Source organism: Staphylococcus casei (genome assembly GCF_030294405.1).
In the GTDB taxonomy this organism is placed as follows: Bacteria; Bacillota; Bacilli; order Staphylococcales; family Staphylococcaceae; genus Staphylococcus; species Staphylococcus succinus.
The window spans coordinates 2,622,522-2,640,706 of sequence record NZ_CP125718.1; the positions used below are offsets into that span (position 1 = coordinate 2,622,522).

General features: G+C 32.8%; 20 protein-coding genes. 12 read left to right on the plus strand and 8 right to left on the minus strand.

Going from position 1 to position 18,185, the window contains the following annotated elements; translation table 11 throughout:
* Window positions 1–33: 33 nt before the first annotated feature.
* Window positions 34–1,221: an MFS transporter gene (locus QMO72_RS12665; RefSeq protein WP_103267122.1), complete on the minus strand. Its 1,188-nt coding sequence runs from the start codon at window positions 1,219–1,221 to the stop codon at window positions 34–36.
* A gap of 119 nt (window positions 1,222–1,340) precedes the next feature.
* Here QMO72_RS12665 and QMO72_RS12670 point away from each other — a divergent pair, with 119 nt between their 5' ends.
* Together QMO72_RS12670 and QMO72_RS12675 are read left to right on the plus strand one after the other, a co-directional pair.
* The gene (locus QMO72_RS12670) at window positions 1,341–1,715 is read left to right on the plus strand and encodes a winged helix-turn-helix transcriptional regulator (protein ID WP_069824656.1); all 375 of its coding nucleotides are present in this window, start codon (window positions 1,341–1,343) and stop codon (window positions 1,713–1,715) included.
* Between the two features lie 364 nt (window positions 1,716–2,079).
* Window positions 2,080–2,904 (plus strand): acyl-CoA thioesterase, encoded by an 825-nt coding sequence (locus QMO72_RS12675; RefSeq protein ID WP_103267121.1) that lies wholly within the window; start codon window positions 2,080–2,082, stop codon window positions 2,902–2,904.
* Between the two features lie 248 nt (window positions 2,905–3,152).
* Here the strand turns inward: QMO72_RS12675 and QMO72_RS12680 are convergent, their stop codons facing one another.
* Complete coding sequence (locus tag QMO72_RS12680; RefSeq protein ID WP_103267120.1) at window positions 3,153–3,500, minus strand: VOC family protein; 348 nt, start codon at window positions 3,498–3,500, stop codon at window positions 3,153–3,155.
* 230 nt (window positions 3,501–3,730) lie between these two features.
* Here QMO72_RS12680 and bioD point away from each other — a divergent pair, with 230 nt between their 5' ends.
* From bioD to QMO72_RS12725, 9 genes are all read left to right on the plus strand, one after another.
* The gene (bioD, locus tag QMO72_RS12685) at window positions 3,731–4,423 is read left to right on the plus strand and encodes a dethiobiotin synthase (protein WP_103267119.1); all 693 of its coding nucleotides are present in this window, start codon (window positions 3,731–3,733) and stop codon (window positions 4,421–4,423) included.
* Window positions 4,398–5,771 carry an adenosylmethionine--8-amino-7-oxononanoate transaminase gene (bioA, locus tag QMO72_RS12690; protein WP_103267118.1) on the plus strand — a complete coding sequence of 458 codons (1,374 nt, stop codon included), beginning with the start codon at window positions 4,398–4,400 and terminating at the stop codon, window positions 5,769–5,771. Before bioD ends, bioA begins: the two co-directional genes overlap by 26 nt.
* Before the next feature lie 6 nt (window positions 5,772–5,777).
* Complete coding sequence (locus tag QMO72_RS12695) at window positions 5,778–6,902, plus strand: aminotransferase class I/II-fold pyridoxal phosphate-dependent enzyme (RefSeq protein WP_107553791.1); 1,125 nt, start codon at window positions 5,778–5,780, stop codon at window positions 6,900–6,902.
* Window positions 6,903–7,583: a 6-carboxyhexanoate--CoA ligase gene (locus QMO72_RS12700; RefSeq protein WP_286093195.1), complete on the plus strand. Its 681-nt coding sequence runs from the start codon at window positions 6,903–6,905 to the stop codon at window positions 7,581–7,583.
* Between the two features lie 628 nt (window positions 7,584–8,211).
* Window positions 8,212–9,621, plus strand: a complete 1,410-nt coding sequence (locus QMO72_RS12705) for an amino acid permease (protein ID WP_103267117.1) — start codon at window positions 8,212–8,214, stop codon at window positions 9,619–9,621.
* A gap of 234 nt (window positions 9,622–9,855) precedes the next feature.
* A complete protein-coding gene (locus QMO72_RS12710) occupies window positions 9,856–10,212 on the plus strand; it encodes an MmcQ/YjbR family DNA-binding protein (protein WP_103267116.1) in 357 nt (118 codons plus the stop codon).
* An 87-nt stretch (window positions 10,213–10,299) separates the two neighbouring features.
* The gene (locus tag QMO72_RS12715; protein WP_046836945.1) at window positions 10,300–10,617 is read left to right on the plus strand and encodes an ArsR/SmtB family transcription factor; all 318 of its coding nucleotides are present in this window, start codon (window positions 10,300–10,302) and stop codon (window positions 10,615–10,617) included.
* Between the two features lie 68 nt (window positions 10,618–10,685).
* Window positions 10,686–11,117: a DMT family transporter gene (locus QMO72_RS12720; RefSeq protein ID WP_069824646.1), complete on the plus strand. Its 432-nt coding sequence runs from the start codon at window positions 10,686–10,688 to the stop codon at window positions 11,115–11,117.
* A gap of 11 nt (window positions 11,118–11,128) precedes the next feature.
* Window positions 11,129–11,599, plus strand: a complete 471-nt coding sequence (locus QMO72_RS12725) for a DMT family transporter (RefSeq protein WP_103267115.1) — start codon at window positions 11,129–11,131, stop codon at window positions 11,597–11,599.
* Between the two features lie 96 nt (window positions 11,600–11,695).
* On the opposite strand, the gene glcP is transcribed toward QMO72_RS12725, so the two are convergent.
* Together glcP and QMO72_RS12735 are read right to left on the minus strand one after the other, a co-directional pair.
* Window positions 11,696–13,051, minus strand: a complete 1,356-nt coding sequence (gene glcP / locus QMO72_RS12730; protein WP_103267114.1) for a glucose transporter GlcP — start codon at window positions 13,049–13,051, stop codon at window positions 11,696–11,698.
* A 167-nt stretch (window positions 13,052–13,218) separates the two neighbouring features.
* Window positions 13,219–13,815, minus strand: coding sequence for a phosphatase PAP2 family protein (locus QMO72_RS12735; RefSeq protein WP_241966264.1), 597 nt, complete (start codon window positions 13,813–13,815; stop codon window positions 13,219–13,221).
* Window positions 13,816–14,241: 426 nt separating this feature from the next.
* Here QMO72_RS12735 and QMO72_RS12740 point away from each other — a divergent pair, with 426 nt between their 5' ends.
* A complete protein-coding gene (locus tag QMO72_RS12740; RefSeq protein WP_103267113.1) occupies window positions 14,242–14,862 on the plus strand; it encodes a class I SAM-dependent methyltransferase in 621 nt (206 codons plus the stop codon).
* Between the two features lie 81 nt (window positions 14,863–14,943).
* On the opposite strand, the gene add is transcribed toward QMO72_RS12740, so the two are convergent.
* From add to sat, 4 genes are all read right to left on the minus strand, one after another.
* Window positions 14,944–15,921: an adenosine deaminase gene (add, locus tag QMO72_RS12745; RefSeq protein ID WP_103267112.1), complete on the minus strand. Its 978-nt coding sequence runs from the start codon at window positions 15,919–15,921 to the stop codon at window positions 14,944–14,946.
* A gap of 148 nt (window positions 15,922–16,069) precedes the next feature.
* Window positions 16,070–16,264 carry a hypothetical protein gene (locus QMO72_RS12750; RefSeq protein WP_103267111.1) on the minus strand — a complete coding sequence of 65 codons (195 nt, stop codon included), beginning with the start codon at window positions 16,262–16,264 and terminating at the stop codon, window positions 16,070–16,072.
* Between the two features lie 106 nt (window positions 16,265–16,370).
* The gene (cysC, locus tag QMO72_RS12755; protein ID WP_103267110.1) at window positions 16,371–16,979 is read right to left on the minus strand and encodes an adenylyl-sulfate kinase; all 609 of its coding nucleotides are present in this window, start codon (window positions 16,977–16,979) and stop codon (window positions 16,371–16,373) included.
* Between the two features lie 18 nt (window positions 16,980–16,997).
* Window positions 16,998–18,176 carry a sulfate adenylyltransferase gene (gene sat, locus QMO72_RS12760; protein ID WP_103267109.1) on the minus strand — a complete coding sequence of 393 codons (1,179 nt, stop codon included), beginning with the start codon at window positions 18,174–18,176 and terminating at the stop codon, window positions 16,998–17,000.
* Between the last annotated feature and the right edge of the window lie 9 nt (window positions 18,177–18,185).

Consider the following 18,185-nt stretch of genomic DNA (forward strand, 5'->3'; position numbering starts at 1 on the left):
ATAACTATACAACAGAAGAAAAATAACTCTATATTATCCATTTGATACTTTTAATTGTATTTCATTTTCTTTTTTATAAATCACATACATCATTGCACTTGCTACTATGACCATTATGAATCCAAAGTAAGGCGTCATTGTAATAGTAAATTGATTTAGTACATACCCTCCAATGACAGATCCTAATGTAATCCCAATATTAAAAGAGGCTATATTTAAACTTGATGCAAAATTGACTGTAGCTTTATTTTCTCGTTCAGCAAACAATACTACGATGAGTTGCAACCCCGGGACATTCATAAATGCGAATAACCCCATGACTAAAATGGCTATGGTACCTAATGTGTGATGTGTGGCTGTTATACCAACAAGTAGTAATACAATAGCTTGAATGGAAAATATACTAATTAGTGCTTTGGTTGGATGATGATTTGTTAACTTTCCACCCATTGTATTGCCTATAGCAACCATACCCCCATAAACCACCAATAATATGACAACTGCATCATCACTATAATGCAAGGCGTCTGTTAACAATGTCGTCAAATAAGTATAAACCACAAATGTACCACCATATCCCAAAGCAGTAATCAAGTATACCATCATTAAAGATTTATTTTTAAACACTTTTAATTGCTCTAACATCGGTGCTTGATCGTCCTCATTCAAATCATTTGGCACCACAAATATATTTGCAATTAAGCTGATGAGTCCTATAACAGCAATGGTAATAAATGACATTTCCCAACCAAATTGTTGACCAATCCATGTTCCAATCGGTACTCCTGTAATTGTCGCTACTGTTAACCCAGTAAACATCATCGCTATTGCACTCGAACGTTTATCTGGTGTAACTAAATCACTGGCAATAGCAGTTGCTATAGACATGAATACACCATGCATTAATGCTGATAAAATACGCATAGCTAATAACATAGTAAAAGTTGTAGATAATGCCGCTAATGTATTAGCAATAATAAATACCAACATAATACCTATTAATAAGTGTTTCCTTTTTATTTTGTTCGTTAATGGCGTAAGCAATGGTGCACCAAGTGTGACTCCAACTGCGTATAATGATACAGTCAATCCTGCAAGCGGAATTGTTGTATTAAATGCTGTTTTAATAAGCGGTAATAATCCAACACTAATAAATTCTGTCATTCCAATTGCAAAAGCAGACATTGCTAAAGCTAATATGGCAAATTTGTTTTTATTCATAATAATTTTACTCCTTTTATTTTTGTATATGTGTTAATATAAGCTACACATATAATAATAGGAAGTACGCACTTTAAAGTGCTATAGGTACTATTTAGTACCCATAAGGAGGTTGAGTCATGAGCAAGACTTATAATATAGGTGTAGAAGCAACGATTGATGTTATCGGAGGCAAATGGAAGCCCGTCATCCTATGTCATTTACAAAATAATGGCCTAATGCGAACATCTGCATTAAAACGCGCGATTCCCACAATCACACAAAAAATGTTAACACAGCAATTAAGAGAATTAGAAAAAGATGGTATCATCAATCGTATTGTTTACGATCAAGTACCACCAAAAGTAGAATATGAATTATCAGAATATGGGCAATCACTCGGTAAAATTCTTTCGTCGCTTTGTTATTGGGGCGAGTTTCATGTTGAAAAGATGCACCAACAAGGTGAATCTGTTTCTTTGGCACAACAAGATTATATCAATATACCGCATTAACATACTTCTTTAAATTATAAAAAAGTTCAGGTTAAAACTCATGACCTCTCAAGTAAATCTTCAAACAATCATTATATAGCCTAAACGGCTACTAAAGACTACAGACACCACGCTTGTAATATAAGTGTGGTGTCTACGTTTATCATCCAAAACCCAAAAATCTCCATGTGTCCTATAAACTCACAATGTGCTGCATCTGTATTTAATGGTTCTAGTGTCTTATTTAGTTAAATTTTTAAATTAATTTATAAAATGGTGACTTTAATATTTAAGTTCATCAAAAACCCCTATGGTTAACATTTTACATTAAGGCTATATATGAACTAATAGGAAGATATCCGTTTGAATTACTGGAGGCATGCTTATGAAATCTATTAAAGAAAATCATCCGCTTGATATCGCAACACAATTAACTCGTAAGGGTGACCATTACTTGGGTCATACTTCAGACCATTATGCTAATATGGTAGGACCTTTTGGGGGCATCACTGCGGCGACGATGCTTAACGCAGTCTTACAACACACTGAACATATTGGAGATCCTGTGTCTTTAACCATCAATTATGCTGCACCTATTTCTGATGGTAGTTTTGAAATCAAAGCTACCCCAGCTCGAACAAATCGCGCTACCCAACATTGGTTTATTGAACTATTTCAAGATGATGCAATTGTCATTACAGGAACTGCAGTATTTGCAAAAAGAAGAGAGACTTGGTCTTCAACAGAGCGAAAATTCCCTGCTGTGCCCAATCCTGAAGAGGCATATCCAATTTCTTCAAAAGGGCTGCCATCTTGGGTACAACAATATGACATTAAAATTATTCAAGGATTGCCATCAGCATTTTCACATCATGTGCAAACCGAAGTACCCTCATCTGCGACGTTACAATGGATTCATGATGAGCCTAAACGCAACATCGATTTCCTATCGCTGACTGCTATTTGTGACGCATTTTTTCCGCGAATTTATGTACGCCGCAAACAAATTGTGCCTATTGGAACAATTTCGCTCACGATTTATTTCCATGTTGATGCAAAGCAACTTCAAACATATGGCAATGAAGTCATATTAGGACATGCAACTGCAAATCAATTTCACAATGGTTTTTTTGATCAAACTGCAGAAATATGGTCTCCTAAAGGCGACCTACTCGCTACCTCATCTCAATTTGTCTATTACAAAGAATAAAGACGCATAAATCAATCATATTCTTTAGTCTTAAATATAAATTTTGAATAATATCCATAACCTTCAAAATATTTTTCAACCCATGATACCACTTTGAAGATTGAAGTTAATGCTGTGTGCTATCTCTACCGAAGCACTATATCCACGATAAACATGCTCAAAAATAACCACAAAGTTGTAGAATTTGCTGACAATCTTAACACAGAGCCTTTTAACCTATGGTTCTGTATTTTTTATTAATGTAGCATTTATACAAATGCTAATACTTCTATCATAAAGTTTCCCGGTGCTTTGATATAAAATGTATATCCATGTGGTGTTACTTTAGGCTCTGGAACTTGATAACCAGCTACCTTGAGTGACGTATAAATATGATCGACATCTTCTTTTAATTTTTGTGGGAACCCAATATGAAAAGTCTTAGGATAGCTCACATCTTTGCCCTGCATTAAAGTTAATATAAAACCATCTTTCCCGAGCAATACTTCTGGATTTTTCCCCGCTTCTGTCTTTAACGTAAAATCAAAATAAGTCTGTAAAAATTTACGTGTTTCTCCTATATTATCTACTGTTAAATTAATATGTTTTAGTTCCATCGTCACATCTCCTTTTGATCTATATCGCTCACATTATAGCACTTCCAACGATTATACAACCAACTCAAAATTCCTACACATATAATCCATTCCATATCAATATTATTTCTAAACAGCGATTTCAAAGTCATTCACCCCTTAAATGTAAACTTATTATAAATATAAGTTTACATTTAAGGTAAAAAAGCTTTATTATAAATATAGAAATTCTTAAATTAGCGAGGTCATTTATGAAAATATTTATAACAAGTACAAATACAGACATCGGAAAAACTTACATAACGATTCATCTATACCATTTATTAAAAGCGGAAGGTTATAACGTTTGTATATTTAAACCACTTCAAACCGAAGAACTTGAGGACGGCACATACCCAGATTTAGAAATATACAAACGGGAATGTCATTTAGCTTATCAAGTCACGTCACTATATAAGTTTAAAGATCCCATTTCTCCACATCTCGCATTTAAACGCGAAACTGATCAACAATTTGATAAAACGAAAATATTATCAAAGCTTAATATTTTAGAACAACAATTTGATGTCATCTTAATTGAAGGTGCTGGTGGAATAGCAGTTCCTATACATGAAAATGAAAATAACTTTTATATGACGGCTGATTTAATACGTGATACTGCTGATATGATTTTGAGTGTTTTACCATCTCAACTTGGTGCTATTAGTGATGCCATGGTCCATCAACATTTTATAAATCACATGCATTTACCATCTAATATATTAATCATGAATCAATATACCGATAGTTCAGTTGAACTAGATAATAAACATACAATTGAAAAACTTACACAGAAAGATGTTTATACTTTCTCAAAAAACGCTAATTATAATGATTTTTCTAAAACATTTATTACTACTTTAAAAGGAGCTATAAACCATGAAGAACCACGATTTAGTAAATAAAGATTTAGCCTACGTTTGGCACCCATTTACCCAAATGGGCGTATATGGTAAAACTGATCCTATCATTATAGAAAAAGGTAAGGGAAGCTATTTATATGACACAAAAGGAAATAAATATTTAGATGGCTATGCTTCTCTCTGGGTTAATGCACATGGTCATCGCAATAAGCGCTTAAATAAAGCGATTCAAAAGCAACTAAATCAAATTTCTCATTCAACACTTTTAGGGTCATCGAATATCCCCTCTATTAAGCTAGCTGAGAAACTGATAGACATAACGCCACAAAAGTTAACCAAAGTATTTTATTCCGATACTGGGAGCGCTTCTGTAGAAATCGCCATTAAAATGGCTTACCAGTACTGGAAAAATAAAGATAAACATAAATATGCGAAGAAAAATAAATTTTTAACCTTGCACAATGGTTACCATGGCGATACATTAGGTGCGGTAAGTGTAGGTGGCATTGATAGTTTTCATAAAATTTTCAAGGACCTAATCTTTGAAAATATACAAGTAGAGAGTCCTTCGTTATATCAAAGCACCTATAAAAATGAAAATGAAATGATGCAAGCCATATTAAAACAAATTGAAACTATTTTAATATCTAGAGCTGATGAAATTGCAGGATTTGTCATCGAACCACTCATACAAGGTGCGACAGGTCTATTTGTGCATCCACAAGGTTTTTTAAAAGCAGTTGAACGTTTGTGTAGACAATATGACATCTTGCTCATTTGTGATGAAGTAGCCGTGGGATTTGGACGAACTGGTGAAATGTTTGCATGTAACCATGAAGATGTTCAACCAGACATTATGTGTCTGGGCAAAGCAATTACAGGTGGCTACTTACCTTTAGCTGCGACTTTAACATCACAACGCATTTATAATGCTTTTTTAAGTGATAAACATGAAGAAAAAACATTTTTCCATGGTCATACCTATACAGGAAATCAAATCGTATGTTCTGTGGCTTTGGAAAGCATTAAACTCTTTGAACAACAAAAACTGATTAGCCATATTCAAAAAACATCGAAAATACTATCTGAAAAACTATTTGAATTAAAAGACCATAAACACGTGGGAGATATTAGAGGGAGAGGACTCATGTTTGGCGTTGAATTGGTGTCAGATAAAGTATATAAAACACCCCTAGATGTAGAGCGTGTTGAAGAAATCATTAGTCAGTGTAAAGCAGAGGGCTTGATGATACGAAATCTAGAAAACGTTATTACCTTCGTGCCAGTTCTCAATATGTCTGAGAGAGAGATTAAAAAAATGACCAATATTTTCAAAAAAGTCCTGATATCAACGTTAGGTAAAACAAATGATCCTGAGCATCAGAGGTAATTGAGCATGGATATCCAACAAATCATACATGACATTAAAGCGAATGGCACATATAGAACTTTAAAAAATATAACTCAAGTATCTGGAAAATACATTACCATAAACAAGACAAATTACATCAACTTCACTTCAAACGATTATTTAGGAATTGGACAATTCAACTTAAATTTAGAGTCTTTCCAAGCGTTTTCGAAACAATTTAGTCATACTTTATCTAGTTCTCGATTGATTAGTGGTAATTCTGTTGTCTATTCCAACTTAGAAAAATCTATAAGCCAGTCATTTGGTTTTGAAGATTGTTTCATTACTAATAGTGGATATGATGCAAACTTAGCAGTCTTTAATATTTTTAAAGATGAAGATGTGGTCGTATTTTCAGATCAAAAAAACCACGCGAGCATTATAGATGGGATTAAACTCAGTGACTTAAACAAGGTGATTTATCAACATTTAGATTACACTGCATTGGAAATGCAATTGCAACAATATCCATTTCATACAAAACTTATCGTTTCAGATAGTGTCTTTTCAACCAATGGTAACATCGTAGATTTACAACATTTAATTAATCTTAAAAACAAATACAGTAATACTTTACTTATCATTGATGACTCACATGGATTGGGGTTAAACTTTTTTAAAAGTTATCAAGGTATTGATATACTCACTTCAAGTTTGTCTAAAGCTTGGGGTGCGCATGGAGGGGTGATTTTAAGTTCTAAAGACATTAAAACACTTATCATCAACAAAGGGCGCGCTGTGATTTATTCAAGTGGCTTACCAATATTCAATTTATATCATGTTATGACAAATTTTCAATATGTTATTAACTGTAATACTAGAAGGGAAAAGTTGTTAGATTTAAGCCGTTACTTTAATGAGCAATATCAGGTGCTTTTCAATCATCAAGTGGCCTCCCTTTCACCGATAAAAAATATTATTTTACCATGCCTTAAATCTACAGAGAAAGTACATACATATTTATATGATAACGGCTTATTTACAAGCCTTTTGAGATACCCAACAGTTGAAGTTCCAACCCTACGTATCTCACTTTCTTATTTCCATAGTAAGAAAGATATAGATGTACTTTTAAGATTAATTAAAAATTATATCCAGGGAGTGGTTTGAATGTACAGCATTAAAATGAGGTCTAGTTATCAACAAAACCATATCAGTGGTGGTGAAACAATGTGTGAAGCAGAAAATATTGCGGCGACGATTCAAAGATTTTTTGAAAAAGGATTTTATCATGAGAATGGTGAAGTTGATTTCCTGAATTTGAAAATAGAAAAAATCACTCACCCCTTAACACACTTACACTCGTTGGTAAGACACAATGCAGTCAATACAAAATTGGAAGATGTTGTAGCACAAAGCAATGTCTCTTCATTAGCTTTGAAAAAAGGGTTATCCTATATTTTTAACGATGTGCTATATACAGGTGCTATTATACTATCTGCACAATCTGGAAAAAGATTAGATACTACTGGGCAAAGAGGTGTGCGAGTTACCAACTTTTCTTTCACTTCTATACACTCCAGTAAATTAAGCGACAGAATTAAAGATGCCATTTCTATCGCGACATGTACAACACACTTTAAAGGTGTGTATGGTGAATTGTGCGTTTCTGACGATCTAAATTATACGACTGGCTACTACGCAACAAAGCAGCTAGGTTATCACCGTATATTTAATATAAAGGAAACCGGTACACGTCATGGAGGCAGAATTATCTTTGTGGATGACGATTTAAATATGAGTGACTATATACAGTTTCTAGAATGTACACCAAAATGCATTCTTTATTGATTTAAAATTATTTTTAAGGTTCAGGCACCACGATACCCAATCAAGTGACACCATGAGATAGATAAGCTTGTCACTTGCTTGGGTATCTTCAAAAATTCTTATTTATTAAAGCACATTTAAGAAATTAAATTTTAACTAATCCCAATGATTCCTTAAATAATATGTCCATTACTAAAAAAGTACAACACATAATGAATATGATAAAAACAAAGTTGTATTTTACGTTCACATTATCCCCTTCCATGCGCTATAGCTTCTTAGAATATATATTATATTTATTCAGAAGGTATACCAAGCGTACATCAACCTTATTATTCCCATTTATTCACTATTTTCAAAAATAATAATAATACATATATATACGTGCCAACGCATTTTAGTATTAAAAGTGATTAAATGTATAAAACGTAACTATATTAAGCTAGGACGCTATTGATAAGTTTATTTCAATTAGTTATCTCTAAAAGTAATATTACACTTAAATTTATGAAAATAATTAATTTTAAATAATTATTAATTAAAACAGCATTTCAATAAAATTAATATTAGTTAAAATTTGCAATATGCTGACAATTCAAATAATATGGACAATAAACATTAGCATCTTTGCAAACAAGGGAGTCATTTCATGTCAAATCAACTTCAAAGGGGATTAAGTAATAGACATATCCAGTTAATTGCAATTGGGGGCGCTATTGGTACTGGACTATTCTTAGGTTCAGGTCAAACGATTGCTTTAACTGGTTCTTCTATTATCATTACTTATTTAATTATCGGTGTAGTGTTATTTATGTTCATGCGTGGTCTAGGTGAACTCTTACTTAGTAATACAAGGTATAAATCTTTCGTAGATATTGCGAATGACCAATTAGGACCGTATGCAGGATTTCTCATCGGTTGGACTTATTGGATGAGTTGGATTACTTCAAGTATGTCAGACCTAACTGCCATGGGCTCTTACGTGAGTTATTGGTCTTCAGCAATACCCAACTGGCTAACGATACTATTTATCGTACTATTATTAATGGCATTTAATTCATTAGGTGCCAAATTGTTTGGTGAAATAGAATTTTGGTTCTCAATGATTAAAATTATCACTATTGTTCTCTTAATCATCGTAGGTTTAGCATTTATTTTCCTAGGCATTAAAAGCGATAATACTACAGCTAGCTTCTCTAATTTATATGAAAATGGCGTGTTTACACATGGTACGCATGGTTTTCTAATGTCATTCCAAATGGCCGTCTATTCATTTATTGGTATTGAGTTAATCGGAGTTACAGCAGGTGAAACAAAGGACCCACAAAAATCCATTCCACGTGCTGTTAACAGTGTACCTATCAGGATATTACTATTTTATGTAGGTTCATTAATTATCATCATGTCGATTACACCTTGGAATCGTATTTCTCCTGATCATAGTCCATTTGTACAAGTATTTGCGCTCATTGGTATTCCATTTGCGGCTAGCGCTATTAACTTTGTCGTCTTAACAGCAGCGGCGTCAGCTACCAATAGTGGTATCTTTTCTGATAGTCGTATGTTATATGGTCTAGCTCATGATAAACAAGCACCATCTATCATGAAAAAAACAAATAAACATGGCGTTCCACATATTGCCATGTTCATTTCAACTTCTATATTGCTCATTGCAGTAATGTTGAACTTTATTTTTCCTAATACTATGCAATTATTCATTTATATCACAAGTATTTCCACAGTATTATATTTAGTCGTATGGGTTCTAATCGTTATATCTTACATTAAATATGCACGTTCAAATCCAAAAGAACATCAACATAACAAATTTAAATTAAAAGGTGGCCATTATTCTGGCTACTTTGTTCTAGCCTTTTTCTTTTTTGTATTTGTCTTATTGTTCTTTTCATCTGATACAAGAAAAGCAGTATACTTCTTACCTATTTGGCTCATTGCTACTGCCTTAATGTATTTACGTTTTAAAAGAAAAAAGAACAATCTTAAAAGCTTAACCTTAGAAGCCAATAAGGAACTGACTTCTAATCAAATGAGCGATTAATCATTCACTTATCGCAATACGTTTTCTAAAATATAAGCAAACAGCTAAAATTTTTGATAATCATCAGATTTTAGCTGTTTTTTTATTATAAATGATTACTTTTCAATCGATATTTTCGCGCATATATACTAACACTAAAATAGTTTGGCCTTATTAAATTACTATAACCGAAATGTATATATTGCTGACATTCTAGGGTACATAAAATATGAATATATTAAGGTGGTTAAAATAATGATAAACAGAACACAAATCTTTGATTTAGCTAAAGACAGCTATCATATACACCCTGACTATCCTTGGGGAAAATACCCAAATTACGCCGTTCTAAGACATCATCATAATGGTAAATGGTTTGGCTTAATTATGGATATTTCAAAGGATAAATTAAACTTAGTTGGCAATGAAAAAATTGATATATTGAATTTAAAAGCGCCTAAAGAATTTATTGGTCCTTTACGTAAGAAAAAAGGTATTTATCCCGCCTATCATATGGATAAATCTAATTGGATTAGCATTAATTTAAATGAAATAGATAACTTACATGAAATTCAAGATCTGATAGCAGAAAGTTTTGCATTAACTTCCTAATGCCTCCTGCTGTTTAAAAAAACTAAAAAATTAAGATTTCAAAAACTTTAATTTTACATTTCGAACATTATCGAATAGTATACGTGTATGGAAAATTTAGTAGATATTTTTAAAGCTTTGAGTAATCGCACACGGATTGATATATTAGTTTGGCTTAAAAATCCATTAGAGCATTTCGAAAAACCTAGTTCGCATTTAAATAAAAATTTAAGTGAAAAAGGTGGCGTATGTGTCGGAGATATTCAAGAAAAAGCAAATATGTCAGCGTCAACAGTCTCTCATTATTTAAAAATGATGCAACAAGCGGGTCTATTAGAATCAGAAAGACATGGTCAATGGACATATTATCGTAGAAACGAATCTACTTTAAATGAGTTAGCCGAATTAATAAAAAAAGACTTTTAGGAGTCTTTTTTTATGTTTTGTAATTCGTTAATTCGCGAAATAAAGAATTCAAGAAATGAGGGTATTCAGTGAACAAGTTTGTGTTTTATATTATCGCAATTATAGCAGGTATATTTTTAAGTACAGAAGGTGCCATTTATGCAGTTTTAGGGGATCATATCGGAAAGTTAGAAAGTAGTTTATATAATTTTTCAATTGGTTCTATTATATTAGGCATCGCTTTATTATTTTTAGGCAAAGGCTCACTTTCTTATACTATTAAAGCACCCAAATGGGAATTAACAGGTGGCGCACTAGGTGTCATATACTTAACTGTATTAGTCATTAGTATTCCCCTAATTGGTGTTGGACTAGCGATGGGTAGTGTTGTTGTTGGACAAATGATTATGAGTGCCATCATAGAACATTTTGGATTATTAGGTAGCGAAAAACGTCCACTAAGAATCGAAAAAATAGTAGCTATCATATTAATGATTATCGCGCTCACATTAATTTATTAGGAGGATCAAACATGCAGTTTATTTTAGTAATCATAACACTCATCGCAGGTATTACACTGAGTACACAGTCAGCCGTCAATGGATCATTTAGTAAAAAAGCAGGCACATTAGAAAGTGCATTTTTAACATTTGTTACTGGCGGCATTATTTTATTTATTATTACATTATTTTTTGGACAAGGTAGCTTTTTAGATTTCTTCCATGCGCCCAAATGGCAATTAAGCGCAGTGTGGTTTGGGGTAGGATATCTATTTTTAACTATTGTAGCTATCCCTAAAATAGGCATTATAGCAGCTAATATCTCTGCAGTTATCGGACAGTTAACAATGGGTATGGTTATCGACCATTTCGGTTGGTTTGAAGGCATGACAATTCATTTTGATTTAAAAAGAATTATAGCACTTATCATTATGATTATTGCATTGCGTCTAATATATAAAGCAGATATAAAAAATAGTGCAGAAGAAAAGCTTATCAATTAACTTCATTACACAACGCACACATTAATATGTAATTTGCTACAACGTTAAAAACACAGTAACGCTACTATGCGTTACTGTGTTTTAATTTAATCATTTTTATTGTATTTTTGCAGGGTCAACACCTGTTGTTTTTTCTCTTAAATCATATTCTATTTCTTCTAAACTACGTCCTCGTGTTTCAGGTAAATATCTAATTACAAAGATCATCGCTAACACGCCGATAAATGCAAAGATTAAAAATACCCACTCGGTACTTAAAGCACTGTTTAAAACTGGGAAGAGTTGGGCAACTAATAATGTACCAAAGTTCAATACAAGCGTTGCTAAACCTGTCGCTGCACCACGTGCACGCATTGGAAACATTTCTGGTAACATTACCCATAGAATTGGCCCCCAAGTCATGCCGAAGAATACGATAAACAATGATAGACAGGCAATAATAATACCCGCTGACGACTCAATACCAATCGTCCATATTAAAATAGCCATTACTAATAATGATAAAACCATGCCAATATTACCAACAACTAATAATTTTTTACGGTCTACTTTATCCGCAATAAATACAGCTATAATCGTTACAAGTACGTTGATTGTACCTATCCCTACTGTTCCTAAAATAGATGTTGCTTCACCTAAACCTGCTTTACTAAAAATCGTTGGCGCATAAAATATGATGGCATTAATACCAACTATTTGTTGGAATAATGCGAATATGCACCCTATAATTAATGTTGGTCTTAACCAAGGCGACTTTAAGATAGACCATGTAGATTCTGAAATGGCTGCAATTTCTTTCATTTCTTTAATTTCAGTGTTAATTTCTTCGTCATTATTAAATGTAATTTTCATAACGTCGCGCGCAGCCTTTTCACTTCTATGTTCAAGTAACCATCTTGGACTTTCAGGCATAAATGCGATACCCACTAATAAAATAATAGAAGGTACAATTGCTAAACCTAACATCCATCTCCAACCTTCTATATCTGCGAATGCGTAATTGACTAAGTATGCCGCTAAAATACCAATTGTAATCATTAATTGATTTAATGATCCAAGTGAACCACGATATTCTGTAGGTGCCATTTCTGATAAATATACAGGTACCGTTGCCATAGAGCCTCCGACAGCTAATCCGATAATTAAACGTCCCATTACCAGTACTGGCATATTAGGTGCTAAAGCTAATAACAATGACCCCACAATATAAATAATTGCGATAATCAAAACTAATCGTCTTCTCCCAATTTTATCGGATAAGGGTCCACTACCACCTGAACCGATAATCGCACCGACTAACATTGATGCCACAACTAGCCCTTCTGTAAAGCTATTCAGTGGAATATCATCATGAATAAATAGCAATGCGCCTGAGATAACACCGTTGTCATATCCATACAATAATCCACCCAGTGCTCCCAATATAAAGATTAAACTTTTATTAGATTTCAAATTATTTACAACCCCTTTAAAGTTATTTGTTAATTATAATCCTAATATGTAAGCGTTTCAATTATAAATAAAAATTTTTTCACGTTAAAGTTCAATCCATATTAAAAAGGATATCCATTTGAATGATGAATATCCTTCCTATATTAAATCTTATTACTTTTTTATTTTCATTTAGCTATACTGTCCGTTTTATAAAAACGCAAATCACTTTGGCGACTTAATCGTATCGCTTGAATCATCGTCCCCATCACTAGTAAACTCCCTATCGTATCTGTAAAATAGTGTGCTTGTAAATATATTCTAGAGACCATGATTGAGATGATTAATACAAAGCCAAAGATATAAAGTACTTTGTTGCGTTTCAAGAGAAGTATTAGACTTACCAAAAGACATACACTTAATACATGCATGCTAGGAAAACTAAAGCCATCTATATCCACGCTCGGTCTTGGGCGTTGAATGACATTTTTTAAAAATGTTCCTATTAAAAATACACTAAAACACCACAAACCATACCACCAAAATTTGAATTTATTATAGAAGAATAATACCGCTAAAATAAACAATATCATGATTAAACAATTCAATGGTGAAAATACACTAGAAATCACATCTAGATATATTTTAATCCCTTGTGATGTAATTACATCACGTAATGTTTGATATACTAGCGTGTCTATACTTTCTGTTAAACTCAAATGTATACAGATGAATAATATTAAAAAGCATACACTAGCAGTAATCATTTTCAAATAATTTTGCACTTGAATGATGTTCCTTTCTTAATTTACGCTTAGTTGTCCGGATAAAGCCTGTCCCCCATATGTACAAGCATATCCGTTTAAGTGACCTATTTAATAACTTTAAATTCTTGTATTTACCTTTCTATGAAATAAATGCACGTCTATATGTATATCATGAATTTCGACCATTAAATTCTAGTTAATCAAATTATTCGCTTCATCTCAATCATACTTTAGGACTACCTAATAAACGCTTGCTTTCACATCTAACATATACAAATATATCTTGTTAGATATCCCTGTTCTAGTTCACACAAGATATCATAATTGTTTATACTCATATCCTGTGCTAATATCTATTATAGATATAAAATGTCTATAATAGCTCATTAATAATGCTACACTTTTATTTAATGATGAAACCTAAAATATTAAAGGAGTTTTAACGTGAACAAAGACCGTTTTGATCAAATTGCTGAAAAATATGATGGCCCTGATAGAATATATCTCGCTGAAATTATTTCGACCGAAGTGAGTAAGCTATTCGAAAATAAAAAATATCATTCACTATTGGATTACGGTGGTGGCACAGGTTTAGTTACATTCAATATTGAGCATTATTTTGATTCTATCACTTTAATGGATGCCTCTCCTAAAATGATTGAGGTCTTTGAACATAAATGTGCTGAACTTGGCATCCCCCATATTCACACGCAAACTGGTAATATTTTGTTAGATACCTCACTTTTAAATCAAACCTATGATGTTATCTTTTTATCACTTGTGTTGCTTCACAGTGGTGATTATGAATCCTTATTGCGTCAATTATACGCTCACTTAAATCCAAATGGCATGTTAGTCATTGTCGATTTTAATAAAAATGAACAGGTATTTCATCCAAATGTTTATAATGGGTTTAATCAAAGTGATATCAAACATGTTTATACGCAACTCGGATTAACAGATATTGATACACACATATTTTATAGTGGGAAAAATTTGTTTATGAATCACGATGCTAGCCTTTTTATTGCAACGGGAATTAAAAATAGTCCAACACAGTACTAAGCTACGCTTTAATATAAAAAACAAGAGGGCCATCAGATAAAAATCGGATGGCCCTCTCTATATTATAAGTTTTAAATATAATTACTTCATTTTTACTTTTAATTGCTGTTGTTCATCATCAGATAAAAATGCATAGCGCACAGCTCTCTGATTAATATATTCAATTTGATCTAAAGTAATCATTTGATTTTCCATCAGTAGTTCATATTCTGCATTTAATGATGTCTGTGTAACCGTACGATTATCTGTGTTTATGATGAATGGAATATCATTTTTAATTAAATAAGGAATATTTAATGCTTTAAGATCAGGAATCGCCTTTGTTTGAATATTACTTTTAGGGCACATTTCTAAAAGTACATCGTTCATCTTAACTTCTTGTAAAGCCGTTTCATCTTGATTAATTGCAACACCATGACCAATACGTTTGGCCCCTAATTTAATAGATTCCATTACATTGTGCATACATCCACATTCACCGGCATGAAGGGTAAGATTAAAACCTTTATCTAATCCATATTGAATCGTAGAGTGAATCGCTTCAGGTGGAAATGCCGCTTCCGGCCCTGCAAAATCTATACCACATACCACATCGCTATTACGTTGACGTAAATCATCAAATAATTGCTCGTTTATCGCAGTATCTTGTTGTCTCATGGCACAAACTAACAAATTCACTTTAATATCGAACTTCGCTATCGCTAACTTAACCCCAGATTCTACAGCATCAAAAACATCAGTTATCGTCAATCCTTGTTCCATATGTAATAAAGGTGCAAAACGAATTTCAATATATTTTACATTATCCTCGCTTGCTTGTTGCACAACATCGATAACAGCTCTTTGTAAACCATCCTTTGTCTGCAACACTTTTAATATTTCATCAAAACATTTCAAATACTCATCTAAGCTATCACATGATTCACTCACTAGTAAATTTCGTTCATCTAACACTATATTTTGTTCGTCGGCAAGTTGTTTTATTAAACCTAGACTGGTAGAACCATCTAAATGGCAATGAAGCTCCACTTTAGATATATCTTTTATGCACTTCTTCATGTTTGAAACCTTCCTTACTTCAAAGCCATCATCTATAATTTTTATCACAAATGGCAGTACTTATTCAAAATTTTATTGCTTTACTATAACATTTTGAAAACTATTTATCTATACCAATCATATGTGATTATAGTTCTAATTTTTTAACTTAAGCTAAAAAGTTAGATGTACCGATTAATACAGCAATAGCTATCAATGAAACAATCATCGAGATTACAATGATTTTTAATTCTACCTTAAATCGACGACGTTGTTGTCCTTTATTGATGAGCATTATACCTATGAACACACTGATAACCAAAATAATCAGAAAGACAAAAGCAATTTGATTTAATATATCCACACAACTCCCCCTCACAACAAATAACTTCTTTTTATTCCATCGCACAAAGTATGAGGTAGCAACATAAGTATTCGATACTTGTGTTGCTACCTCTCATTTAAACGAATTATTTATTCTTAATATATGCATGTGATTTTAAATAAGAAATAATATAACGTACCGATTCTTCTACCGTGTTATTCTCAGTATCTATTACAATTTCTGGGTTAGATGGTGCTTCGTAAGGTGCATTGATACCAGTAAATTCTGGTATTTCACCACTTCTCGCTTTCTTATATAACCCTTTAGGATCTCTTGCTTCACATTCATCCAAGCTACATTGTGTATAAATTTCTATAAATTCATCATCTTCTAACAAGGCACGAACTGCATCACGATCTTCTTGGTATGGCGAAATAAATGCAGTGACAGTTATTAGTCCGGCATCCACCATTAATTTACTTACTTCACCAATACGTCGAATATTTTCTTTACGATCTTCTGGGGTGAATCCTAGATTGTTATTAAGACCATGTCTAACATTGTCTCCGTCTAAGCGATACGTATTGACTTGCTGATTAAATAGCGCTTTTTCTAGTTCTACAGAAACCGTTGATTTCCCAGAACCTGATAATCCAGTAAACCAAATAACAGCACTTTTATGTTTATTACGATGTTGTCGCTCTTCTTTTTTCACTTCTGAATTATGCCAAGTAATATTATTAACTGTACTCATCTTTACACCCCTTAATTATTATTTCTCTTGTAATCCTTTAATTAGTACTGCTGCAACTTCTGGTCTTGAGAATTCTTTAGGTAGTGGTTCCCCATTTCTCAGTTTTTCACGTACTTTTGTTCCACTAAGATGCAAGTGTGAAGACGCATCATGCGGACATGTCTTAGCGGTTGCCATATTCTCACAAGCTTTACAATAAAATGCATGTTCAAATTTCAATATTTGGATACCTAATTCATCTTCATATTTTGAAATTAATTCTTGTGCTTCATAAGTACCATAGTAATCGCCCACCCCAGCATGATCGCGGCCGACTATAAAGTGCGTACAACCATAATTCTTTCTAACAGTTGCATGTAATATTGCTTCTCTTGGCCCTGCATATCTCATAGCTGCTGGATAAATAACTAATCGTGTTCTATTTTCTGGGTAATAATTTTTAAGGATGACTTCATAACTCTCCATGCGTACCGAAGCAGGAATATCATCTGATTTTGTTTCACCAACTAAAGGATTTAATAATAAACCATCAACTGACTCTAATGCTGCTTTTTGTATATATTCGTGAGCACGGTGCACAGGGTTACGTGTTTGGAAGCCTACGACTGTTTTCCATTCTAAATCAGCAAACAATTGTCTCGTTTCTGCAGGATCTAAATGGTAATCAACAAATTCATCATGTTTAGGACGATCAAGCAAATGAATAGGACCTGCAAGATAAATATTCCCTTTTTCATAAACTTTCTTTACACCTGGGTGATCTACATCTGTTGTTCCGTATACTAATTCTGCTTCTTTTTCTTTGTCATATGTATACTTTTCTTCTAAATCAAGTACACCATATAGATGTGCATCTTCCCCATATAAAGCGACACGTGAGCCTATTTCAAGTTGGTTTGCTTCATCTTCAGTTACAGGTAATGTAATTGGAATACTCCATACTAACCCATTACTTAGGTGTACATTTTCTACAACGCTTGTATAATCTGCTTTATTCATAAATCCTGTTAACGGACTAAAACCACCAATAGCGATGAGCTCTAAATCTGATAAACTCCAAGGATTTAACGTAATTGAAGGTAAAGATTTGGCTTCTACAATGTATGCTTCTTTTTCTGATTGGTCCACTTGCCTATTAATTAATTCTCCACCGTGTGGTTTAATTGTATTTTCAATAATTTTATTTGTTACTGTCATGTTTACACT